At 44.1% G+C, this 24,601-nt stretch carries 19 protein-coding genes; 6 read left to right on the top strand and 13 right to left on the bottom strand.

Features of this window, described 5'->3' with window-relative positions; genetic code table 11:
* Positions 1-242: 242 nt before the first annotated feature.
* A complete protein-coding gene (locus J6I44_RS08160) occupies positions 243-977 on the top strand; it encodes an acyl-[acyl-carrier-protein] thioesterase (protein WP_265765562.1) in 735 nt (244 codons plus the stop codon).
* Positions 978-1,028: 51 nt separating this feature from the next.
* Here J6I44_RS08160 and J6I44_RS08155 read toward each other — a convergent pair whose 3' ends face one another.
* The 5 genes from J6I44_RS08155 to J6I44_RS08135 form a co-directional block, all read right to left on the bottom strand.
* The gene (locus J6I44_RS08155; RefSeq protein WP_265765561.1) at positions 1,029-1,847 is read right to left on the bottom strand and encodes an aldo/keto reductase; all 819 of its coding nucleotides are present in this window, start codon (positions 1,845-1,847) and stop codon (positions 1,029-1,031) included.
* Between the two features lie 175 nt (positions 1,848-2,022).
* Entirely contained in the window at positions 2,023-4,173 is a 2,151-nt protein-coding gene (locus tag J6I44_RS08150; RefSeq protein WP_265765560.1) for a T9SS type A sorting domain-containing protein, read from the bottom strand.
* Positions 4,174-4,544: 371 nt separating this feature from the next.
* Positions 4,545-5,852: a dicarboxylate/amino acid:cation symporter gene (locus tag J6I44_RS08145; protein WP_265765559.1), complete on the bottom strand. Its 1,308-nt coding sequence runs from the start codon at positions 5,850-5,852 to the stop codon at positions 4,545-4,547.
* Complete coding sequence (locus tag J6I44_RS08140; RefSeq protein WP_265765558.1) at positions 5,849-6,664, bottom strand: DUF92 domain-containing protein; 816 nt, start codon at positions 6,662-6,664, stop codon at positions 5,849-5,851. The genes J6I44_RS08145 and J6I44_RS08140 overlap by 4 nt, the downstream gene beginning before the upstream one ends.
* The gene (locus J6I44_RS08135; RefSeq protein ID WP_265765557.1) at positions 6,664-6,873 is read right to left on the bottom strand and encodes a DUF3098 domain-containing protein; all 210 of its coding nucleotides are present in this window, start codon (positions 6,871-6,873) and stop codon (positions 6,664-6,666) included. Before J6I44_RS08135 ends, J6I44_RS08140 begins: the two co-directional genes overlap by 1 nt.
* 148 nt (positions 6,874-7,021) lie before the next feature.
* On the opposite strand from J6I44_RS08135, the gene J6I44_RS08130 reads away from it, so the two are divergent.
* From J6I44_RS08130 to J6I44_RS08115, 4 genes are all read left to right on the top strand, one after another.
* Positions 7,022-7,633, top strand: coding sequence for a Maf family protein (locus tag J6I44_RS08130; RefSeq protein ID WP_265765556.1), 612 nt, complete (start codon positions 7,022-7,024; stop codon positions 7,631-7,633).
* Positions 7,634-7,705: 72 nt separating this feature from the next.
* Positions 7,706-8,467 (top strand): nucleoside triphosphate pyrophosphohydrolase, encoded by a 762-nt coding sequence (gene mazG / locus J6I44_RS08125; protein ID WP_265765555.1) that lies wholly within the window; start codon positions 7,706-7,708, stop codon positions 8,465-8,467.
* Positions 8,468-8,667: 200 nt separating this feature from the next.
* Positions 8,668-9,831: a citrate/2-methylcitrate synthase gene (locus J6I44_RS08120; RefSeq protein ID WP_265765554.1), complete on the top strand. Its 1,164-nt coding sequence runs from the start codon at positions 8,668-8,670 to the stop codon at positions 9,829-9,831.
* Between the two features lie 92 nt (positions 9,832-9,923).
* Positions 9,924-11,336: a GH3 family acyl-acid amido synthetase gene (locus J6I44_RS08115; RefSeq protein WP_265765553.1), complete on the top strand. Its 1,413-nt coding sequence runs from the start codon at positions 9,924-9,926 to the stop codon at positions 11,334-11,336.
* A gap of 95 nt (positions 11,337-11,431) precedes the next feature.
* Here J6I44_RS08115 and leuS read toward each other — a convergent pair whose 3' ends face one another.
* Positions 11,432-14,011: a leucine--tRNA ligase gene (leuS, locus tag J6I44_RS08110; protein WP_265765552.1), complete on the bottom strand. Its 2,580-nt coding sequence runs from the start codon at positions 14,009-14,011 to the stop codon at positions 11,432-11,434.
* A gap of 325 nt (positions 14,012-14,336) precedes the next feature.
* Here leuS and J6I44_RS08105 point away from each other — a divergent pair, with 325 nt between their 5' ends.
* Positions 14,337-15,332: a metal-dependent hydrolase gene (locus J6I44_RS08105; RefSeq protein WP_265765551.1), complete on the top strand. Its 996-nt coding sequence runs from the start codon at positions 14,337-14,339 to the stop codon at positions 15,330-15,332.
* Positions 15,333-15,338: 6 nt separating this feature from the next.
* Here J6I44_RS08105 and J6I44_RS08100 read toward each other — a convergent pair whose 3' ends face one another.
* The 7 genes from J6I44_RS08100 to J6I44_RS08070 form a co-directional block, all read right to left on the bottom strand.
* Positions 15,339-16,412, bottom strand: a complete 1,074-nt coding sequence (locus tag J6I44_RS08100) for an acyl-CoA reductase (RefSeq protein WP_265765550.1) — start codon at positions 16,410-16,412, stop codon at positions 15,339-15,341.
* A 10-nt stretch (positions 16,413-16,422) separates the two neighbouring features.
* The gene (locus J6I44_RS08095; protein ID WP_265765549.1) at positions 16,423-17,445 is read right to left on the bottom strand and encodes a LuxE/PaaK family acyltransferase; all 1,023 of its coding nucleotides are present in this window, start codon (positions 17,443-17,445) and stop codon (positions 16,423-16,425) included.
* 330 nt (positions 17,446-17,775) lie between these two features.
* Positions 17,776-19,074 carry an adenylosuccinate lyase gene (gene purB / locus J6I44_RS08090; RefSeq protein ID WP_265765548.1) on the bottom strand — a complete coding sequence of 433 codons (1,299 nt, stop codon included), beginning with the start codon at positions 19,072-19,074 and terminating at the stop codon, positions 17,776-17,778.
* 310 nt (positions 19,075-19,384) lie between these two features.
* A complete protein-coding gene (locus J6I44_RS08085; protein ID WP_265765547.1) occupies positions 19,385-20,704 on the bottom strand; it encodes a type II secretion system protein GspD in 1,320 nt (439 codons plus the stop codon).
* A gap of 59 nt (positions 20,705-20,763) precedes the next feature.
* Entirely contained in the window at positions 20,764-21,609 is an 846-nt protein-coding gene (locus tag J6I44_RS08080) for a type 4a pilus biogenesis protein PilO (protein WP_265765546.1), read from the bottom strand.
* A 17-nt stretch (positions 21,610-21,626) separates the two neighbouring features.
* The gene (locus tag J6I44_RS08075) at positions 21,627-23,276 is read right to left on the bottom strand and encodes a PilN domain-containing protein (protein WP_265765545.1); all 1,650 of its coding nucleotides are present in this window, start codon (positions 23,274-23,276) and stop codon (positions 21,627-21,629) included.
* Between the two features lie 4 nt (positions 23,277-23,280).
* On the bottom strand, positions 23,281-24,561 hold the full coding sequence (locus J6I44_RS08070; protein ID WP_265765544.1) for a type IV pilus twitching motility protein PilT: 1,281 nt from the start codon (positions 24,559-24,561) through the stop codon (positions 23,281-23,283).
* Positions 24,562-24,601: the final 40 nt, after the last annotated feature.

The raw sequence follows: 24,601 nt of genomic DNA, 5'->3' as shown, positions 1-24,601 counted from the left end.
TTGTTGGATCACGTCCAATTTAAATTCTTTGCTGTAGGTTCGTCTTTTACTCATAATAGGTATTGGTCATAAATTGCGGCGACAATCTATGGCTTAACTGGGTGTCCACCAAAATGTAGCAAGTTCAGGTTCGAAACCCTTCCAGGGTTGCCTGTGCATAAGACATTCTGTTTTCTTTTAATATCAATTTTAAAAAGGTTCACAAAAGCTTACTTTCTTCTTTTTGAATAAAAAGAAGAAGCATGTCTGAAGAAAATATTTTTTTCGAAGAACAATTTAAAATTCGTGCCTCAGAGATTGGACCCAATCAAAAAGCGACGCTTCCGGCCATTTGCAATCTGCTTCAGGAAATAGCCGGCAACCATGCCCGTCAGCTTTCCTTTGATATTACCGATCTTCGAAAAGAGCAATTAACCTGGGTTTTACACCAACTGCATGTTAAAATTGATCGCTTTCCTGAATGGCGAGAAACGGTCACCATTAAAACCTGGCCCTCTGGTGGCGACGGAATACGTGCTTACCGAGACTTCTTAATCTTAGACGAAAAAAAGCATGTCATTGGTTCTTCCCTCAGCTACTGGTTGATCCTTGATTTGACCAGCCGTCGTCCCCATCGTATTCCCAAAAAGATTCTGGATCGCGTACCCGATGATACTGAGCATGTTTTACCCATAACAAAAGAAAAATTCCCGGAACTCCATGATATCCACGCTACGCGGCAATTTAACGTCCGTAAAACAGACTTAGACCTTAACAATCATGTCAACAATGTTCGTTATATAGAGTGGGCCTTATCTAACCTGGCGGAGGAGGAAAACATATCCGAAATAAATATCAAGTTTATAGCCGAATCTCTATTCAACGATAGCGTCATTGCCAAATCAGGTGTTGCAGAGACCGTAGAGGATGACGCCAAAATTCATGAGCTTGTCAGAAAAAGAGATGAAAAACTTCTCTGCCGGGCGATCACAAAATAAAAAAGCACACCCCTGTAAGAGATGTGCTTTCTAAAAATGGACGTACAACTTTTATCCCCAGTCAGGAGCAAAACTCGGGTTAACCAAGCGGTCTGATTTCTGTAGTCCGTCAATACGCTCAAAATCTTCATCTTCGAGATAAAAGTCGAAGATATCAAAATTTTGTTGTAGATGATCTCTGCTGGAGGCCTTGGGAATAGCGATTACATTTTCTTGTTCAATCAACCAGCGAAGTGAAATCTGTGCAGGTGATTTACCATATTTCTCTCCAATTTCCTGGAGATCCTTATTGTCGCTGACTTGTCCCTTGGCTAACGGAGCATAAGCTGTCAACATAATATCATTCTCTATTGCATAATCCAGCAAGTCCAGCTGATCAATGAAAGGATGATATTCTACCTGGTTACAGAAAATGGGAGCGCGAATTTCTTCATTAGCCTTCTGTAATAAGGCCAAGGGAAAATTACTGACTCCTATATTCATCGCTTTTCCCTGGTCTCGCAGTACCAGCATCGACTCAATGGTCGCCCGCAGGTCATACTGTTCATTGGGCCAGTGAATCATCAAAAGATCCACATACGGAGTATCCAACTGCCTGAGACTTTCTTCTGTGCTTTGCAACACATCATCAGCCTCAAGATTCGTGTGCCATATCTTTGTGCTTAAGAAGATATCTTCGCGCGACACATTTGACACACTGAGCGCTTCTCCAATTTCTCGCTCATTTTTATACATTTGTGCAGTGTCTATATGTCGATACCCGATATCAAGCGCAGTGCGAATCACTCGTTCACAATCTCTGTCGTGTAGCTTATAGGTACCGAGCCCTATTTCCGGGACATCCAGTCCCTGTATATTTTTATATTGCATTTGTACTAAAAAGAATACTCCGTTTTATTTCAATTAGATTAAGTACTGCTAACACCATAAAGGTGTTAGAAAGTTTAGTAAAATATAATAATGTAATCGAATCAAAAAAATTATTCCCCGGTTAAATGATTTAAAAAGCTTCTGGCTAATCCGTTCATCAAAATTTACGCTGATTCTATTTGATTAGCGTCATCTTTCGGGTAAAGACTTCATCCCCGGCCTCCAGCCTGGCAATATACATTCCGCTTGGCATATTGGCGGCATTCCAACGAATATTATCATGTTCACCCGCCTCTTTTACCCCGTCAACCAGTGTAGCTACCTTCTGACCGATCATATTCCAAATAGTGAGCTTGACCTCTGTTTCTTCAACCAATTCAAACGGAATGGTTGTCGTTGTCGTAAATGGATTAGGATAGTTGGCTTTTAAACTAATCGATTCCGGAGATAATTCATCGTTGTCAGTAACAAAATTTCCTGTGGGCTGAACGATAAGCGAAAAGCGATCATCCGAAATTAACTCATCAGCGGTATTAAATAATGGCCTTTCTTGTGCCGAAGGGCCTGTATTAGATTCCACAGGATTCATCGTAAAGGAGTAGCTAGTCGTTGTTTGTATATTTATCTCCCGGTTCATCCGTCGATCTACGAGTGTAATTTCCCAGTTAGCCGGAATATCTTCCGGACGTTCCCAGCTAAATGTTAGCTCATCGCGATTAGGCGCAGAGAATGAAAGCGGTACTTCTATCCGTTCTCCCAGATCTCGGGGAAGTACATTAATGGCCAACCTCTGATTGCCAATATTACTAAATAAATTGATGGACTCGGTATTTAATGAAAAAAGCTTATAGGCATCCAGCGGATCTTCACCGACGGTGCCCTTGTTATTTACTTGCAACGTATAAGTATCGAACCATGATTCATCACTGAGCTTTAGCTCAAAACTGCCACCAGGTCTGCCCTGACCGTCATAAGACCCCGGTTCATCCTCACTGTTCATGCTGTTTGCATTTAGTCGAACTAAACCATTGACTTCCGGGTCTAAATACCGAACCCAAAATGCTTCAAAGGGTGCAACTACATCCTGATCCTGTAAAGGTTCAATGGCTCCATTTCCATTGCCCGACTCGGCATTCCAACGATACAAGTGTGCGTTAATATTCGCATTTACTTGCCTTAGCTCTCGTTTTATAGCTTCTACAGAAAGATTCTTACCAAAAGGATTTCCTAGTAGATTAAATCCTTCATGCCCATCAATAATACCATCTCTATCGGCATCTGTAGCTGTAACAGCCACTTCAATAACCTCTTTCTTGTTTTCTACAGCCATCGTAATGATCTTGGGAAATCCTTGTTGCACCCCAGATTCTCTTGGATTATCGTCCTCAATAAAATATACAAAATAGCCTTTTCCTGGAGCAGTGGGCTCACGCATATCAGCCGGGGAGAATAAATATCCTCCATCTTGTTCATTCCAGCTAAGGATTGTGGCTTCTGCTTCGGGGTCATCAGAACCAGTCATACCCTGGGTCCAGAAATCACCTAACCAATCCTCAAAAGATACCTCTACGGATGAGGCCGATATTCCCTGCCATCCTTCCTGATCTGCTATTTTAATGACTTCTATTGCTTCCTCTTGCTCTCCATCCCCGGATTTATTAACGGTAAATACGGGTTGGTTCGAAAGAGCCTTGGTTCTGTCCATGTTAAGCTCCTTCCACGTATTTTTAGTATCACCTATGAGATATAGATACTCTTCTTTTAACTTATTTTCCCTGGGACCCTCGTAACGAGCTTCTGTGAGGCCACTTTGTAATAGAATAGCTCCCCGCCCGACTTCAAGGTTTGTATTACGTAATGAGCCTTCAGATCCATCATATTGCTTTCTATTGGTGGTCATAGAGGCCAGAAAAGCATTGGGGGTTTCTTCATCGGTTCCCAGATAGGCAAAGAGCACTTGTTGCAATCCGGATAATTTGAGATTCGCATCGCTTACCGTTCCGTGGGATGCTGAAGCCCCATCAGTATTTACATTTGTAAACCGAATAATTTCTCCTGCGGGAACTGGAACATCTCCCGTATGCCACTCCAGACTTCCCTCTTTATCGGTAAAGTTATCGTTCTGCCAAGTAGCATGCGAAAAAAAAACTGTTTGATTTGCCGAAACCTGGCGAAGAGTAACAATATTAAAGGCGTGATCACTGGCATTAATACCAACAAAAGCAATGTCGCCTTGAGGTTGACCTACAGCATACCCTGCCTCTGCAAAGAGAAGCCCCCAAAGGACTATCATCTTAATTAGAAAACACAGTAGCGTTTTGGCCATAAACGATATTGACTTTATCCCTTACCTGTCTACTATATTATAGTTAATATTTTTAGCACTCTTTTCAAAGGAAACAAGCATAAATAACCATAAATTTGAAAAAACTTTAGTGGGATTTACTTTTTTGCATGAAAATATTTCTCTTGGACCTCTATTAGTAAAGATGACACTGGATATGTGATCGTCCCATCTTTCAACTATCAGAAATAAAAGAAACTATCGTATGGAAAAATAGGTGGCAAGAACTACCATCCATTTCCCGAACCTTTTTGACAAGAGAAATATTCCAAAGTCATCCCCTTCGCATCCCAGCAATCAAAAAGAACAACGAACGAAACGAAAGTATTATTTTGTATGTATTTTCTCGACCCTTAATCATCTTCGAGGTGCATATCGCCAAGCAGGCCTTCAGTATATGCGACAGCTACTGATACAGCGGCGTCACCGGTTATATTAACTGCAGTCCGACACATATCCAGAATACGATCGACTCCTAAGATGAGAGCAATTCCTTCTACCGGAACTTCGATGGCCTGTAGTACAATAACAAGCATGATGATCCCTGCCCCGGGCACCCCTGCGGTACCAATGGAGGCGAGTGTTGCCGTAAGTACGATGGTTATTTGCTGAGCTATGGAAAGATCCAGTCCCAGTGCCTGCGAAATAAATACAGCTGCCACCGCTTGATAAAGACTGGTCCCATCCATATTAATCGTAGCCCCAATGGGTAATACAAAACTCGAGACCTCTTCATCGACACCGGCATTATTTTCCATCCGGTCCATCGTAACCGGGAGTGTAGCAGAACTGGAGCTGGTGCTAAATCCTAATAGAATTGCCGGCCGAATAGCTTTAAAGAAGTCTGAAAATTTCATCTTGCTAAAAAGCTTAAAAAGGCTGGAATAGACAATCAGAACGTGTAGCAAAAGGCCGATCAAAACGGCTAAACTATACCATCCCAGTGCACCCAGAAGATCAAGTGCCTGGGAGATATCATCGCCTGCCAATTCAACGATGACCCCTGCCATCAAAGCGAAGACACCATAAGGGGCGATAATCATAATGTAATCGACAATTTTAATGATGACATCATTGAAGCTATCAAAGAAGGTAATGAGGGGTTCGCCCTTCTCTTTTGGAATTTGAATGATGCCAATACCCAGCAAAATAGCAACGAAAACGATCTGTAGCATATTACCATTATCAGAAGCTGAGGCAAACAGGTTTTCGGGTACAATGTCGACTAAAAAGGCCAATGGAGAGCGATCCATTACTTCTTGTGCCGACTGAGTTGAGCCTTCTATATTTTCCTGGTATCCGGACATTAATTCCTGTTGGGTTTCAGCGGGTAAAAAATCTCCAGGCTGAATGATATTCACCACTGTAAGCCCGATAGTTATGGCACAAATAGTTGTGACGATATAAATAGCTACTGTCTTCCCCCCCATTCGCGATAATTTAGTCATATCATTGAGACTGGTAACTCCAACGATAAGAGAAGCCAAAACCAGCGGTACAGCAATAAGCTTGAGCAGATTAATGAATATCGTGCCAATTGGCTGTATATAATCGACCGTAAATCCAGAGAAACCAGCTATACTTGCCAGAAGTCCCCAAATGAGGCCAAGAATTAAGCCAATCATAATTTGCCAATGCAATTGCTTATACCATTTCTTCATATAAAAATGAGGTTTAGAATTATTGCCAATAAAGCACCGGCACCGGTGGATAAGGCATTAACCATATTATTATCGATATTAAGATAATGCCTTGTGCCGGGAACTACGGCAGGCTTACTATTTTGCTGAAAGGTCGCTCCAAGATAAGAATCGAGCAGACCTCCTAAAAATCCAGCTATAAAAATGCAGAAGAATATCGAGAGTTGCAGTGAAAAAACGTAAATTGATGCCCCCGCAATTAAACTACTTCCCAACAGACTCCAAATGGTCCCCTGCAGGCTTATTGCTCCATCCGTACCGGGGGGTACTTGCTCGTAGATAGTAACCAGATAAGTAGCGCCTTGCTTTTCACTTCGTAATTCTGTGGCCCAGGTATCCGCTGTTGCAACGGCTATGGCGGTTAGTGCGGCAACAAGGAAAGTTTGATCTCCGGTAATAGCTGTCAGCATCAAAAAAAAGACCATCCAGAAACCATTTGCCCATACTTGTAACCCATCTCTTCGGCTACGATCGGAGATACCCAACCCTGGTGATAACTCCGTTTGTGAAAAAATACTACTGCTTATAAAAAAGAGAAGCACCACCAATGCTGCTGACCACCCTCCGATGCCAAGAATGAAAATGCCAACAATCGTTGCGGCAAACATTCCATCCAACGTTAAATGATGCAATAGAAAAGCAGACAATGAAAACAAAAAAGCAAGCAGTATGCCCCATATAATATTCCAGTAGTTGGGGAGGCCAACTAATACAAACACAAATATCCCTATAAAAGAGAAGAGTACATTCAGCTTACGATCAGTAAAGAGCATTAAGAATGGTCCGGTGCTGCAGATGAGCTATGATCATGCTTCAGGATAGCAACAATTACCGTTATGTAACCCGTCATAATAACAATGGGAGACACATAAAGTGATATGATGCCCTCAACTTCGTTCTCCAAATACATTGCAGTGAAACCAACAATTACCAGTAGTAACCCTACCGCAAGAATTTTATAATTCCAAGGGCTAAAAATCATTGGCTTTTTATTGCCTCTTCGGTTACGATTTTTTGCTGCCATGACCTAATAAATATATATTATAAATTTATTCACTCTGGGGAAATAGCTTTATCCTGCTATTGCTACATTAAACTAACAAAAAAATTTCAACAAAATTTACTCATTTTTGAAGCCTATAATCCTTGCTTCGGCGAGTCCACGTCGAAAAAAACTTCTCCAACAGATCAATTTAGAATTTCAGGTTCACGCAAGTAATGTGACAGAAGGGTATGATTCCAGCTTATCCCCTGCTGAAGTCGTGCAGACTTTAGCTCAGCGAAAGGCACTGGATGTTGCCCAGCGATATCACGAAGCTCTTATCATTGGGGCCGATACCATTGTAGCTCATAAAGACACCATTCTTGAAAAGCCGGCGACTTATGAAGCTGCAGAGCAGATGCTTCATGAACTTAGTGGCAGTACCCACTCTGTACTGACGGGCGTGACTTTGTGTCAAAATACATTCGGGAAGGATCAAAGGGTTCACACATTTTTTGAAGAAACCCACGTGACTTTTGGCAAACTTCGCTCTGAAGATATTACCCAATACGTACAATCGGGAAGCCCCATGGATAAGGCTGGATCTTACGGCATTCAAGACGACTTTGGAGCAATTTTTGTTAAACGTATTGAGGGCGACTATAATACCGTTGTGGGACTCCCACTCTATGCCTTCTACCAGTCGATGATTCAGTTTGCCCCGGAATTCCTTGCAACGAATCATCCTACGAAGCAATAGGCTATTGCCGTAAAATACGGTTATCTTATATACCAAACTAATAACCTAATTATTTGATTGAATACCTTTGTAATGGAACCGTCTAAAAACTTTCAAGACCTTGTAGATATTATAAAACGACTGCGCAAGGAATGCCCCTGGGACCGCAAGCAAACGCATGAAAGTCTCAAGGACCATCTGATTGAAGAAGCCTATGAAACGATTGAAGCTATTGACCATAATGATTTTAAGTCCTTAGAAAAAGAGTTAGGAGATGTACTTCTACAGGTTGTATTCCATAGCATTATGGCTAATGAGAAAGGAGCATTTAACATTGACGATGTCGTTCAATCTATTCAACACAAAATGATACAACGCCATCCTCATGTATTTGGTGATAACGAAGCTTCTGATGCTAAGCAAGTGTCTGAAAACTGGGAGAACATAAAGCTCCAGGAAGGCAAAGAGTCGGTGCTGCAAGGTATTCCTAACCGCCTCCCTGCCCTCATCCGGGCCCAGCGTATGCAGGAAAAAGCAGCTAATGTAGGCTTCGACTGGCCCGACAAAGAGCAAGTTTGGGATAAACTTGAGGAAGAAATCCAGGAATTTAAAGAGACCTTGCAAGAGGCGGACCAACAGGCACAGCAAGAAGAGTTTGGCGACCTACTCTTTTCACTTGTCAATGTAGGACGGGCCCATGGACTCATGGCGGAAGACAGTTTACGGTCCACGAACCAAAAGTTTATCCAGCGGTTCCAGCATATCGAAAAGCAACTTAAGAAGAATAACATCAAAATATCGGAGGCCTCACTCGAAGAAATGGATCGATACTGGGAAGAAGCAAAAGCAGAATAAATTTAGGCTGACGATAAGATTCAAAAAGTGTTAAAATTTGTATTTAACCAAACGTATCTAAGCCACCTGCTGTTAAAAGGTTACCGTAAAGAAACAGAAGTCTTTAATTCCTTTTATTAATATCTGATTTTCTAGTCAGTAAATATTATATTTGACCCAAAATATAACCTTTATATCCAATCTAAAATCCGGAGTACAGAATGGCCGAGAGCTTAAAAAAAGAAATTGATCTAAGTCAATACCCCCACATTAATAAAGGTTTGGAAGGCATTGTTGCTTTTTCATCGACAAAAAGTTTTATCGATGGTCAAGAGGGCAAACTAATCTATGCCGGCTACACTATTGATACCCTTGCAGAGAACGCTACCTTCGAGGAAGTTTGCTTTCTGCTTTGGAATGACCGGCTGCCCAACCAATCTGAGCTTGATGATTTAACATCCAAATTGCAGGGTGAGCGTGCACTTCCAGAGTCTGTTCTTAATTATTTACAGAACACCTCTAAGAATGCTGAACCCATGGCCGTGTTGCGCACAGCGGTTTCAATATTGTCAGACTTTCATGAAGTTGATGCTGATACCAGCAAAGAGTTTCGGCTCAACAAAGCAATTTCCATTACCGCAAAAATTCCTACGATCATTGCAGCCTTCGATCGTGCTCGAAATGACAAAAATATTGTTGAACCACTTTCTGACCACAGCACGGCTTATAATTTCCTCTACATGCTCAATGATGAAGAGCCCGGAGAACAAGCCGAAAAAACAATGGACCTTTGCCTGATCCTTCACGCAGAGCATGGTATGAATGCATCTACGTTTACCAATCGGGCCATCTGCTCTACCGAATCAGATATGTATTCTTCGGTAACGGGTGCTATCGGCGCACTGAAAGGTCCTTTGCATGGTGGTGCCAACCAAGCCGTTATGAACATGCTGTTGGATATTGAAGAGCAAGGCGACGACCCGGTAGACTACATAGAAAATCGTCTGGCTAACAAAGAAAAAATCATGGGCTTTGGTCACCGTGTGTATAAAACGATGGATCCGCGAGCGCGTATTCTGCGCGGCATGTCTGAGCAGCTTTCCAAAGAAACCGGACACGAAACCCTTTATGAGTGGTCAGAAGCCATTCTGAACACCATGAAAGAAAAGATTGGTATCGATCCTAACGTAGATTTCTTTTCAGCTACCGTTTACTATTCAATGGGTATCAAGCCTGACCTTTACACCTGTATTTTTGCGATGAGTCGCGTTTCGGGTTGGACGGGTCATTATATAGAACAGGCTGAAAACAACCGCCTTATTCGACCACGCGCTCTTTATACGGGCGAAAAAGATCTTGACTGGGTACCAGTAGAAGATCGATAATATTTTCTTTTACACATATTACAAAGCCCCGAAAATAATTCGGGGCTTTTTTTATGTTACGTCTTTAATAGCTATAAATAAATCTTTCTGTCTTGGATATCCGTCAAAAACAAGAGCAGCAACTTTTTAATTGTATTCGGACGGCTTCAGATACGGTTTTTGGTCAAAAGCATCAGTTTGGCCAGCTTCAGCGGTATGAAGACTTTAAAAAAGAAGTAGGGATAGCATCTTATGATGAAATTAAGTCTGCAATACAACGGCTAAAGAAGGGAGAAAAGAATCTGCTTTGGCCTGGCAGGGTCCATAATTTTGCTGTTTCCTCGGGTACTTCGGGAGAAGGCAAACATTTGCCCATCACTGAAAAAAGACTCAGTAGCGACCGCAGGTTTATGCAGAAAGTAGTGGGTGCTTATCTTCTACAGCGCCCCAATATTTTCAAACTTGTAGGCAGTCATCTCAGTATGCCCGGATCCGTAGAGCAGCACGACGGGTTCGAGATTGGGGAAATAAGCGGTTTTACGGCTCTTAATGCACCGGCCTGGCTTCGCTATTTACAAGTAGCTGATCCACAAAAACTGACAGAACTTAGCTTCCAACAAAAGTTTGATCTGCTGGTCGATAAAGCACTGAATGCCAATCTTAAAGTAATAACGGCCGTTCCCAGCTGGATCTTAACACTCTTTCAGCATGTACTTAAAAAGACAGGCAAGCAGAGTATTGCTGAAGTTTGGCCTAACCTAAAACTGCTGGTCTGTGGAGGGGTCAAATTAGCCAACTATAAACCCCATCTGGAGCAACTGGCTGAGGGATTAACGCTGGATTTCATCGAAACTTATGGCGCCTCGGAGGGCTATATCGGCTATAGTGATGACCTGAAAAGGTTGGACCTAAAGATGGTCATCGACAACGGTATCTTTTTTGAATGCATTCCCAATCCCAAACCCGGTCCCGTTTCCTCCATAAAAGAGACCATTCCATTGTGGGAAGTTGAAAAAAATACGCCCTACGGACTGCTTATGAGCACCAATGCAGGGCTTTGGCGCTATACGCTCAACGACATTATCGAATTTACATCCGTCGATCCCTTACGATTTGTCGTCAAAGGACGCGTCAATGATATGCTGGATGAATACGGAGAAGCTCTTTATATCTATGAGGCCGAACAGGCTTTGAAATCAGTAACCCAGGAGTTTAATAAAGAAGTAGGAACCTTTACAATTGCACCTTTTCTGCAAACCGAAAAAGACATTCCCCACCACCGCTGGTATGTTCAGTTTATTGGGGATGTGTCGGAGGATATCCTGCAAACGATAGCAACCAAAATTGATCATCAGCTCTGCCAGATTAATCGGCATTATGCCATCCGGCGAGAAAGTAAGGCACTGGGACATCTCGAAATTAAGGTTGTCACTCAGGCTGAAATCAACCGCTGGATGAAAAAGCAAGGCAGCGCTAACGCCCAAAGCAAACTCCCTAAGATATTGCCCCCTAATACTAAGCTGTGATAAGGGGGGCTGGCAAAGTTTGTTTTAACTAATATTTGTCCCAATAATCGATAAAAAAAGCCAATGCCATAATAGACATTGGCTCCAGATAGCCTTTATTTGACCACCAGGTTTACAATCCGCTCTGGCACAAATATTTCCTTCACCAGCTTACCTTCTTCAAGGTATTTCGCCACATTATCCACGGCCTTGGCCTCTGCCAGCACATATTCTTTATCCTTGGCTTTATTGCGGGGAACGTGAATTTCACCACGCATTTTACCATTCACCTGGATAGGATACATCTGGGTATCAGAAATAAGATGCTCTTCCTGAAACTCCGGCCAATCAGCATAAGCAATAGTTTCTTCGTGCCCCAGCTTTTGCCACAGTTCTTCGGCAATATGCGGTGCAAAAGGTGAAAGTAACTTTACAAAAGGTTCCAGAATACTCTTCGGATGCTCCTCCCACTTATACGCCTCGTTGATAAAAATCATCATGGCCGAAATAGCCGTATTAAAGGACAATTCCTTAACATCACTGGTCACTTTCTGGATACACTCATGCAGTGCTTTCAGCTGCTCTCCGGACGCCTCTGACTCAGTAATTGAGTCATTTAAAGCTCCCGTTTCTTCATCGATCATCAGGCGCCAAACGCGTCCCAAGAACCGATATACCCCATCCACATCTTTGGTGCTCCACGGTTTTACCTGCTCCAGCGGACCCATAAACATTTCATAGAGGCGCATTGAATCCGCGCCGTACTGATCCACAATATCATCCGGATTGACCACATTCCCACGCGACTTTGACATCTTGTGGGCCTTGGAATCTACTTTGATATCCGTGCCCTTAACAACGAAGTAATCGCCTTTCTTTTCAACCTGATCTTCAACGAGTTTAACAGCATCCAGGTCTTTCTCATCCGAATCCGGTGATACCCACTCTCCATCCTTTTTAAAGCCGGTGTATTCCATCTCACCAAGAATCATCCCCTGGTGAACCAGCTTCTGGAAAGGTTCTTTGGTAGAAACAATGCCACAGTCATACAGCACCTTATGCCAGAATCGGGCGTATAACAAATGAAGCACGCTGTGTTCGGCTCCACCAACATAGAGATCGACCGGCATCCAATAATTTTCTTCAGCTAAATCTACCGGTGCTTCTTTAAAATCAGGACTGCAATACCGCAAGTAATACCAGCATGAACCGGCCCACTGCGGCATCGTATTGGTCTCCCGAATAGCAGGTTTACCCGTTTCAGGATCAGTGGTATTCACCCAATCTTCGGCACGAGCTAATGGTGGATTTCCATCGGGGGTAGGTTCAAAATCTTCTACTTCAGGAAGAGTCACCGGCAAGCCGTCTTCATCCAATGGTTTAGGCTCACCATCAACATGGATAATCGGGAAGGGTTCGCCCCAATACCGCTGACGAGAGAACAACCAGTCGCGCAACTTATAGTTGACGGCCTCTTTGCCCGCCCCCTGTTCTTCTAACCAATTAATAATCTGTTTTTTGGCTTCTTCCGTAGTGGCTCCATTTAAGAAATCACTATTGATGACCTTTCCTTCTTCGGTGTAGGCCTTGCCTTCAAAATCTTCGGGAGGCTGGACCGTTCGGACGATTGGCAGATCAAATTTTTTGGCAAACTCCCAGTCGCGTTCATCCTGCCCCGGAACTGCCATAATCGCCCCTGTGCCGTAGGTAGCCAACACATAATCGGCCACCCAAATAGGAACTTTTTTACCATTCGCTGGATTGATCGCATAAGCGCCGGTAAATACGCCCGTCTTTTCTTTGCTAAGTTCGGTACGTTCCAAATCCGTTTTCCGAGCGGCTTGTTCCTGATAATCCTCAACGGCTGCCAGCTGCTCTTCGGTCGTAATTGTATCAATCAAATCATGTTCGGGCGCCAAAACCATATAGGTAGCACCGAAAATCGTATCGGGCCGGGTGGTAAATACCTTTATTTCCTCGCCATGATCAGCAATTTCAAAATCAATATCAGCACCAATAGATTTACCAATCCAGTTGCGCTGCATCTGTTTGGTCGACTGTGGCCAATCAAGGTCATCCAGCCCTTCTAACAGGCGTTCGGCGTATTCTGTTATTTTTAACACCCACTGCCGCATCGGCTTCTTCACCACCGGAAAGCCGCCCACCTCACTTTTTCCATCGATCACTTCTTCGTTTGCCAAGACCGTACCCAACTTCGGGCACCAGTTTACCGGTACATCGTCCTCATAAGCCAGACCTTTTTCATACAACTTCAGAAAAATCCACTGGGTCCATTTATAGTAGTCCGGGTCGGTGGTATTGACCTCGCGATCCCAGTCGTAGCTAAAACCAAGCGACTGCAGCTGCTCCCGAAACCGGTTGATATTTTTCTCGGTGGTATCCCGTGGATGCGTACCCGTTTTAACCGCATATTGTTCTGCAGGGAGCCCAAAAGCATCCCAGCCAATCGGATGCAATACATTAAACCCATTCATCCGCTTGTATCGAGCCAGAATATCAGTAGCCGTATAACCTTCGGGGTGACCTACGTGTAGCCCGGAACCACTTGGATAGGGAAACATATCCAACACATAATACTTGGGCTTATCGTGGTTTTCTGGCGTCTTAAACGTTTTATTAGACTGCCAATACTGCTGCCACTTAGATTCAATTTGTTCTGGCTTATACGAGCTCATTAAAATGTGGTTAAACCTTGGTTAAAATTCTTTTGGTTGCAGACTGTTGATATTAGTACACAAATAAACAGGATAGCGATATAAGAACAAGCAAACAGTTCGTTAACAACCAGTATGATTTCGTTTATTTGTGCTTATCCTGACCACTTTCGGGCTTTTACTACCTATTAAGTCGAGGGCAAATATACATAAAATTTTGGGCTCTATGAAGTGGCAAATTCTGCCCTCCACATGGTTTTATCTATCTTCTTTATTATAATAGTTATCTTTTGATGTGTAGAGTTAGGTTGTCTTTACTATCTTCCGATGAATTTAAGAATTGGTTATGGATCCTGTTACCCACGGGCTGATTGGCGCTACAGCCACCCAGTCTTTTGCTGACAAACAAAAGTTACGTTCGCTATCTTTCATTGGATTTATCAGTGCCCTATTGCCCGACCTGGATATACTGATCGGTCGCTCAGCTGATCCCCTTCTTAACTTGGAATATCACCGGCAATTTAGCCATGCCCTTCTTTTCATTCCCATTGGAGCACTTATCGCTACCGGCCTCACTTGGTGGTTTGTCAAAAAGCGACTGAATTTTAAACAAACATATCTTTTTAGTTTACTGGCCTATAGCACTGCAGGCCTCGCCGATACCTTTACCAGTTATGGTGTACAGCTGCTTTGGCCCTTTACAGACGAGCGCTTCAACTGGAACCTGATATCCGTATTCGATCCGCTTTTTTCTATTGTACTTGTTCTCCTTGTGGGACTCGCATTCTATAAAAGAAAGCAACTCTTTGCCTGGGTCGGGCTTAGCTGGATGGTTGTTTATCTATCCTTCGGCTTTTCACAGCATCAAAAAGCGCAAACGCTTGCCTACGAACTTGCTGATCAGCGTGGACACCAAGTCAAGCAATTAATCCTAAAACCGACCATTGCCAATCAGCTGCTCTGGAGCCTCCGGTATGTTCATACCGACAGTCTTTATGCAGACGGCGTGCGGCTACTGCCCTTTACGAAACCGAAGATCTATAAAGGACAATCCACTCAACTACTTAACTGGCGGCAAAAATATGCTCGGTTTAAAGGATCTACAATGTATGAGGATATTCAGCGATTTAGTACCCTCTCTGAGGATATCCTCATCGCTCATCCTGAATATGACAACATCATTGGTGACGGCCGCTATGCCATGCTTCCGACCTCTCTCTCACCACTTTGGGGTATCAAAATAGACACGCTAAATCCCGACCAACATATAAGTTTTAAAACTTATAGAGAGGCTACTCCCAGTGTACGAACCCAGTTTAAAAAGATGTTGATGGGAAATTAATCATCATTATTTCATTAGCCACTCGAGCGTATCTACCCCATCTGGTTTCCATGATATCAGCGGTTTTTGCACCGAGGCAAGAGACTCAATTTTAGTTTCCAAACCGGATATCTCCTCATTAGCATTTGTCGTATAAATACTTTGAAGATGCTCTCCATATTCGTCAGCCAATTCGGACACAGTTGATCGATCCCCCTCTACCCAGTAGCAGATAAAACCCTGATCAAACTCCAGGCCTCCCTCCTGAATGAGATAATGCTCCTGCCAAAGTTGTGGGCGCTCTACCGCTTGGTTATAAGCGTATTGCTGTCTCAGCCTAGGTCCCGGTTTGGTATGCTGCGGATTTTCTTTCCAAAAGTTGATATTTGCCTCCCGCAGTTCATCTCTAACTTCACTCAGCCCAAATGGCGATACAACGATAGCCACCGATCGGCATCCCTGGCCTCCATATCGTAACATTCCTTCCGCTAATTGCTTGATGGATTCTTGATTCGTGCTATCCAAATAAGCCATGGAAAAATGGGCCGTTCGAATCAAATATCGTGTATCTTCTTTAGCGAGATTATATTCCCGGATGGCTTCCTTCACATCCGGCACCGAGGATTCCGATCCGGCAAAAATAATAGCATCATGACGCATGTCTTCAAAGTCGCGCAGCCGGTGGGTCCACTGTACATCCATATCCGTCCAGACAGCCGTCTTTTTAACTTCATTCAGGAAAGTAGGTAGCAGATACGGATCTTTTCGAGAGATCTTTCCGGTATAACGGGCTCCGCTTAACAACGTACTGAACGCATCCTGAAAGCCCACCAGCGGCAGGTTTCCGGCATGGAGACAAAACACATTTTGTCCTTTAGCATCAACATCATCGCTTAAGCCAGCTTGTTCAACCCATGCCTCAAGCGATTCCTTGCTAATACTTTGCCGAAGCGCATCCAGTGCAAATGTAATATCTGGAAAACTGAAATATCCCTCCCGCACCGTACGATCGATGGCATCCATCAGGTAATCATTATCGGAGGAAAGCCAGTTGTCAATGGCTTTCAGCAGTGTATCTATACGGTTCTGTAAATCAGACATCCTTGTTATTTTAATCTTCCTCAATTAAAAAGTTACAGCCACGAAGGTCCTTGGGATTCCAGCGACCCAATACCTGGAAGCGTCCGTTATTATTCATCATACCCTTATCACCTGTCAACAGAAATGGACAACTGTGGATGTTTGCCAAATCAATAATGCCGATGAGGCCCTCTTCATAAGGTGGCAATACTTCTGCCGGATTTTCCGGATTCCGGATACTCACCTGCATCCACGGGACCGTGCGAAACCAACTGCTGCCGGTGGCATAAGCCTGGCTAAGCAGTTCGGCCATGCCATATTCGGAGTGAATACGACTGCTGTCTAAGCCAAAACCTTCAGCCAGTCGTCGGTGCAACTCCCGGCGTGAAATCTCGCGCCGATGCGTCTTCATTCCCCCAGTTTCAATAATGATGCTATTGGAAGGTAGCTTGACCTCTCGCATCTCCAGTAGATCTAAAAAGCCGAACGCAGCCCCAAAGATAATGAGTTGCTTCCCACTTTGGGCTACTTCCGTTAGTTGCTGTTTATCCAATGGCTCCCCCAGCGGTAAAAACCGGCTGAATCCACTGTCATCCTGCTCAATAAGTTCTTGGATCATATGAATCAGCGAGGAATGCGGATTATCGGCATAACCCGGCGTATAGCCCCAGATAACGGACCGATCCAGATCATAAAAATGTCGAAAGCCGTTGAGTAGTGACTGTTTATACAAATCCGCATCATGTACCCGGTGTACACTCCGCTGCATGTCAGAAGTGCCACTGCTTTTAAATACCAGATCTGGCTCATCGTTGGGCTGGGCTGTTACCACTGCATCTTTAAATGCCTTGATGGGCAGTAGCGGAATAGCCTCCAAGTCTATTTCATCCAGAGATCCTGAAACGAGTTCAGGATGACAAGAACTTGTATTCTCAAGGGCCTGGCAATACCGCTTATAAACAGGGTTATTTTCGAACTGATATTCAAAGACCTGCCGGGCTTTTTCTTCAAAAGTACAATTATCAGAAAATATAAGCTTATTCCAATCTTGCATTAGCTGATTATTCCTTAATGTGTTTACCAGTTAGAATTCGGTTATAACTTTTAAGTAGAGGGGTAATCTCCCTAAATATCTGCACCTACAAGCTGCAAAAGCCCAAAAATTGGTCCAATGAGTTCCTCCTTGCGTGTCCCGAGTCCCGATTTTTCGGGAGGGGAGAAGGAGGACAGGAGGATTGACTTCATTGATATACATTAATAACTAATGTTATATTTTTATACTGGTAAACAGCTTAACTCTTTGAACATTTTATCACAAAGAAGACCTTAGCCTCCGTAAATCTTTGTGTCTCCTCTGTGCATCTTCGTGTAACAGGTTTTCATTCTATTCTAATCCCACGCGTTCGAAAATACGCTCAACGTTGCGGGTATGATGATCCAGGTTAAAAGCTTCGTCGATGTCTTCTTCAGAAAGATATTCTTGCACCGTCTCATCGGCTTCCACTAAATCGCGAAACATTTTCTTCTCATTCCACGACTGCATAGCCAATGGTTGCACGGTGTCATACGCCTTCTCCCGGGACATCCCTCCTTCGTCAATCAGCATGTGCAGCACGCGCTGAGAGAATGTAAGTCCGTATGTTTTAAAGATATTTTCCTTCATATTATCTTCGTAGATCGTCAATTTTTCGACGACACCGGAGAAGCGATTAAGCATGTAATCCAACAAGATCGTCGCATCCGGCAGGATGATACGTTCGACGGAAGAATGCGAAATGTCGCGCTCGTGCCAGAGTGGTATATTTTCGTAAGCCGACATCATGTATCCACGAAGAACCCGTGAACATCCAGAAATATTTTCGGAGCTCACTGGATTTCGTTTATGCGGCATGGAAGAAGATCCTTTCTGGCCTTTTCGGAAAAATTCTTCGGCTTCCCGAACTTCACTGCGCTGCAAATGGCGGATTTCAACCGCCATTTTTTCCATGGTTGAGCCAATAAGCGCCAATGTGGAAACATAATCTGCATGACGATCGCGCTGTAAAGTCTGGGTAGAAATGGGAGCTGGTGAGAGTCCGAGCTCTTCGCAAACAGATTCTTCCACTTCCGGTGGAATGTTCGCAAAGGTGCCAACTGAGCCACTCATTTTTCCAAACTCTACGGCCTTGGCTGCTCGTTCAAACCGCTCTTGGTTACGCTTCATCTCGGCATACCAGAGCGCGCACTTAAGTCCAAAGGTTGTCGGTTCGGCGTGCACGCCATGTGTGCGGCCCATCATAACCGAAAACTTATGCTTCTTGGCTTTCTCTGCCAACACATCAATAATATGCTGGATATCCTTTCGGAGAATTTCATTGGCCTGCTTCAGGCGGTAGCCGTTAGCGGTATCCACAACATCCGTGGAGGTCAACCCATAGTGCACCCACTTCTTTTCATCACCGAGCGATTCTGACACCGATCGGGTAAAAGCTACCACATCGTGACGGGTCTTCTTTTCGATCTCTTTGATCCGGTCAACGTCGAAGGAAGCCTTATCATAAAGCTTTTGGACATCTTCTTTAGGAATTTTGCCCAACTTACTCCAGGCATTACAGGCGGCCAGTTCAACGTCTAACCAGGCTTGAAATTGATTTTCCAGCGACCATATATCGGCCATCTCTTTACGGGAATATCGCTCAATCATGAGATTGTCTAATATTTTATTGTGGATTCAAACTCAGCCCAAAGATATAGGTTTTAAAAATCTATATCTTAAAAAACCTGATTTTATCTGAATTCCAAATTCTAGAGGGATTTTGCAAACAGATTTGAGATAAAATTGACTTGAGGATATGCTATCTATCCAGTCCTTTTGAGGATATCATAAACAATGAATCTGACACCACTACCCAAAACTAATAAAAAACCTGGACCAGCTTCCACCGGCCCAGGTTGGTAATCCTCTTAAGATGCGTATTAAATACGCACGGGTACAGAGGTATGTATGGGTATATTTATTGTTCCTGTTCGTCCCCTTTTTTGGTCATTTCTTTGTAGGTTTCGCGATCTTCCTGGAAGCTTGATCGTTTTTCCTTCAAAAGTTCCTGGGTGCTTTTCAAACGTCCGTTGCGTCGTTCTGCAAGCGTAGGCTCAATGCTGGCCTTAATAAGAATGACCAGTTCCTGTTCGATCCGTTCGGTTGAATTATAGCCGAAGAGGTAACGCAGGCCGAAGAACCATTTTGGCAAATCTTTCAGCAATGGAACGCCCTTGCGAATCTCGGTATTCTCCGTTCGGTATAGCCCGGCAATAACGCTGGACTCTCCATCCAGCAACAGGATCTCAGAATCTGCCTGCTGCTTGTTGATAACCGTACTTACTACGCTGGGAGCTGCCGTCGAGCGTTCCGCATTAATCACCATATCGATGAAGGTGGAGTCTCCGTGGTGAATTATATGAGGGGTTACGGTAAGGATGGTACCCACACTAAAGAACTTATCAATCACGTTGCCGGCAAAGTCCCGCTGTTTGATCGAGAAATCCTGGCCGACCTGAATCCGGCCCTCCTCGCCGTCAAGCACTTTAATTTCGGGTGTCGCCAAAATCTTACCCAGGTCATTGGCTTCGAAAGCTTTAAATAAGGCACGCACTTCGATACCACTGCCGGCGATCTCTCCTAAATTAAGAACACCATTGAACAGGTTCTCCGTAACCTGTTGTGCAGCCCCGGTATTAATTTCGACGTATTCGTTACCGAAATCCAGATCAGGCAGTGTTTGGTTGCCACCACCACGGCCTCCGCCACCGCCGCCGGATCCGCCTGAGCTGGGGTTAAGAACCTCACTTAACCCTTCCGGACGCGACGTCAAATTATGAATCGTGCTCCAGTCCACCCCGATTTCACGGAGTGCACGCTTATTTCCCTCAAAGAAAATAGCTTTAATACGTACCTCGCGGCTGCTAAAGTCTATTTCTTTTAAGATTTCTTGTTTGCCTGTCCTCTTTCCCTCAGTGGCCCCTGTTTGCTCTCCCTCAATGATCTCTAAAAAGCGGGGGGTCTCAACCACCTGCAAGCCTTTTACATCGGCCATATACTGCAGTACTTCTTTCCAATACCGATTGTTAATCGGAATGCCGATTTCCTCGGTCGTATTGGTCCGGTCCACGATAAATCGGCCCGAGTATTGCTGTGCATACTCATTAAGCAAGTCGACGGCTTCATCGAACATCATATTTTTGCTTAAACTGACCAACTCCTTCGGGCTTATGTATTCCCGTTCCAGCTCGTTATTCACCTGTGCCCCGGCCGTTCCTGCCAAGATCAACACTGGCATGACAAGCCCTGCTATTAACCATCTGTACGCTGTAGTTGTGATATCTAACCTATTCATTATTATAGCCCCCGTGTAATGTATTTTATTATTCCGCCTTTATTTAATCTGAAGGTCGCCGACTTATTCACTGTATCAACTGAAATCAGTTTACCCAGGTAAACCCGGTCTCCTTTGTAGATGTATTTTATGTTGTCGTTTTGATCTCTTAATGAGACAAAGTCTTCTGCTACACTTACCAGCTCACTGTTTTCCACATCCGGCAAGCCCTCTTCATTTTCCTCCACATCATGTATCAGGGGATAAAATGAGTTGTAGGTATAAACCGGCATCTTAGCCTTCGGCTGTGTAGGGTACTCTTGGTATAGAGAATCCCGATCAAACAGGCTTTGCAGCTTAAAGCTGAAGTGCACCTTACCCAGGTGTTCCAGGTTCGTGATCGGCTCTATAGTCAAATCTCTGACCTTAAACAAAGACCTTCCGTACTCCAGCCGGTTTATAAACTTGTTAAAATTTCGGTAGTAGCCTTCGCCGCTGACATCAAATTTCAGCAAGCCGAAATTATCGTAGTGTGTCGAATCGGTAGCAATGAAATTGAAATAGGTAAACGCACTGTCTGCGCTTAGTGCTATCAAATTGCTGTACACCTCGTCGGCATCTCTTGCTCTTACCAGTACCTTGGCATTATCGTCTACCTCGGCCTTTAGTTCCTCGTATTTCTTCCTAAGCTGCTCGTAGTTATTGGCAATTGTTTGATGCTCCTGCAGAGTAACTTTCTTGGGAGCTAACTGCTCTTCCAAACGGTTTATCTCCGCATCTTCAACAAGGTAGAATCGCGCCCACCCCGCGCCTGCAATCACCAGCCAAACTCCGAGTATGATGAGTGTATTTCTTATTGCGTAAGTCACTTTTGTACCCTCTTTTTTTAGTTGTCTGTATTATTTTTGGGTGGATTATCTTCCTTTCCGCCCAAGTCGTCTGTAAAGTTGTAGTAAACCTTGATCGAAAATTTATAGAGCCGTAGGTCTCTCATTTCGACTACAGTTACCGCCTGCAAATCAGCCCGTTTAAATAAGTTCGTGACCATTGGTATACGCTCACGGCTCATGCTGTATCCCTGCATCAGGTAGCCATCGTCAACGTATTTGTAGCTGTTGATCCAAACCCTGCGTATGTTGGCAAGTCCGTCATTCAACGTTTTCAGGTTTTGACTCCAGTAGTCGGTCCCCGTGGACAAATCGCTGAGTAGCTCCAGTTTGGTCTGCTCTGCATTGTATAAACGCTGAATTTCATTGGCCTCTGCAACCACTGGTTCAAGATTCATAATCTTGATGTCAGTATGAAAAAGCTCATTATTCAGGTCGGTTATCTGCTGCTGTTTCCCCTGGTACAGGTAGTTCCATACCAACGGCGTTATTAAGAGCAGGAAGATCATCAGGTACCCGTGCCAACGAAGCTTTAAGGTATTCTGTCGCTCCCGTATGTCAGCTGGTAGTAACGAATAATCCGAAAATTCAGCGTCTTTAGGCTCTGCCGTAGCCCATGCCATACCGATGGCCGAGGTGAAAAATCCGGATACGCTTTTGAGATGCTCCGGTATTTCTATATGTGCCGGGGCAAAAGTAAATTCTTCCACTTTTACATCCGAAAACTGTCGTTTGAAATAGTTCACCGAAGCTTCATGAAAGTCATTATTCGTGAGAATAATACGGTCGAGCCCGGAAATTTCCCCCGTCTCGAGCTGAAAAAGCATCTTGCTAAAGATAACCGGCAGCACGTTTGATGAATTCCGCCCCTCTTCAACGGGGGGAATAACCTGCAGTATTTGATTGCCCTTCATAAAAAACACCCGGCTGCGGTTATATGCCTGGTGAATGACACAGGTTATCTCCTCGGCATCAAGGTCATAGGTTTTGTTAACCAGGGTTGCAAGGATCGTCTCATCGGGCAGCATCTGCAGATGCTTGATTTTGCCCGAATATACCTGCCTTGTATCTTCCAACACTTTCAACAAATATGATTCTTCTATATTGGAAAACAATAACAGGGAGCCGTCCTTGCGTATGCTGTAGGTGTACCGGTCACTGTCCGGAAGGTATCCGTATACCTTCTTTAGGTGACTTTCAATTTGGGCCTGCAGATCCTTACTCTTTAATTCCCCGTAATTTTTATCCTTCAGCACCTGGATGTTGGTATCTCCCGGTCGTATTACGGTACCAATATTGACCTTCTTAGTACTAATATCTTCCAGTGCCTCTTTCAGCAGCAATACATTGCCATGAAAGGAATCGTTATTCGATCCATTGGTTTCCTTATCTGCATTCAACAGGCGACTTAAATCTTCAGCTGACTGAGATTCTTCATCATAGTGATGATCAATCCCAAAATGAAAATCCTCATCATACTCTTTCGCCATTTCCTTAGACCGGTTGTCGTGCCGTTCCTTATCGACGGAAACCTTAAGTTCCACCCGGTCCAAATGTGTTAGCGTCCATCTCTTTTTCTTTTTACGTATTCGGGCAATCTTAAGCAGATCCCCGTCCAGTGACAGTCCAATGTATTCTTTTGTACCCATAATGTTACCCCACCATTGTGTTTAATTTATCCACTGCAGAAGGATTAAGCAGTTTCTCCATTCGTTTTTTATTGTTTGAATTGTTCAAGGCCATCTCTTTGGATATTTTACCTTGATCGCAGAGCCTCTTTAAATCCTGTTCCATCGTATGCATTCCCATCTTTCCGCCTTCCATAAGCATCTGGTAAATCTCTCCTATATTGTTATTGCGGATTGCTGCTTTGACTGAAGGCGTTACCAGCAGCACTTCTTTGGCCAGTACTCGTTTACCATCCAGGCTGGGGATCAGCTTCTGGCTGATCACACAAGTCAATACATCGGCCAGCCTCATCCGTACCCGGTTTTGCTCATCAACCGGAATTTCCCCGATAATACGATCGATACTCTCCATAGCCGAAGACGTATGCAGCGTACCAAAGGTTTTGTGACCGGAGTCCGTAATTTCAAGCGCCGTTTGAATGGTTTCCGGATCACGAAGTTCTCCAATGACGATGATATCAGGGTCTTGTCGAAGCGCCTGAACCGCACCCTCTTTAAAGGATGCAACATCACGACCTACTTCTCGGTGGCGGATGATGGAGCGAATCGGTTTGTGCACCAATTCTACCGGGGAAGCAATAATCACCACATGCGCTTCCATGCTTCGGTTATTGGCATCGATAATGGTATCCAGCGTACTCGACTTACCGGAACCGGTAATACCGGTTACCAGGGTCAATCCGTACTGGTAGTATTTGAGGCTGACCGCCCTGGACACTTCGGGATGCAATTCTAATCCTTTGAACGGACGAATTTCATTATCGATACGCCGCATATTTAACGCCAGGTGATCCATATCGTAATAAATATCTGCCCGAAATCGCTGGTCTAGACCTTCATCCGTATCCATGGTATAGGAAAAGTCAAAATTCCGCTCTTCAAATAATATCTTCCTTTGGCGGGGCAGCAACAGGTTGAGCAATAGGATATCGGTTTCCACGGGGGTCAGTTTGGCATCGCCCGCGATCGGCTTTTTGTAGCCGTGGATACGAAACCAAATTTGACCGACGCAGCCGGGTCCCCCCATATCAATATCGGAGGCCTCCATCTCTTTCATTTGATGGAGGTAATACTCTATGAACTGCTTCATTTTCAACTGCCACTCTTCGGTTTGCTCTTCGATGAGACCGATCATTTCCTCATGGTGTGCCGTTCCGCTAAGCATGGGTGACAGCCGCTCAGTCAGTGGTCGAATCATGGCAGATACTTCTGCTAAACTGGGTTGATCGTCAATGTAAATTTCCATGATATTTTTTATCTCTTTTATTTTATTGTTTGCCTGTAGA

It is taken from the genome of Fodinibius salsisoli (assembly GCF_026229185.1).
Taxonomy (GTDB): domain Bacteria; phylum Bacteroidota; class Rhodothermia; order Balneolales; family Balneolaceae; genus Fodinibius; species Fodinibius salsisoli.
The sequence above is the reverse complement of the archived record's forward strand: the minus strand, read 5'-3'. Positions and strand labels throughout refer to the sequence as shown.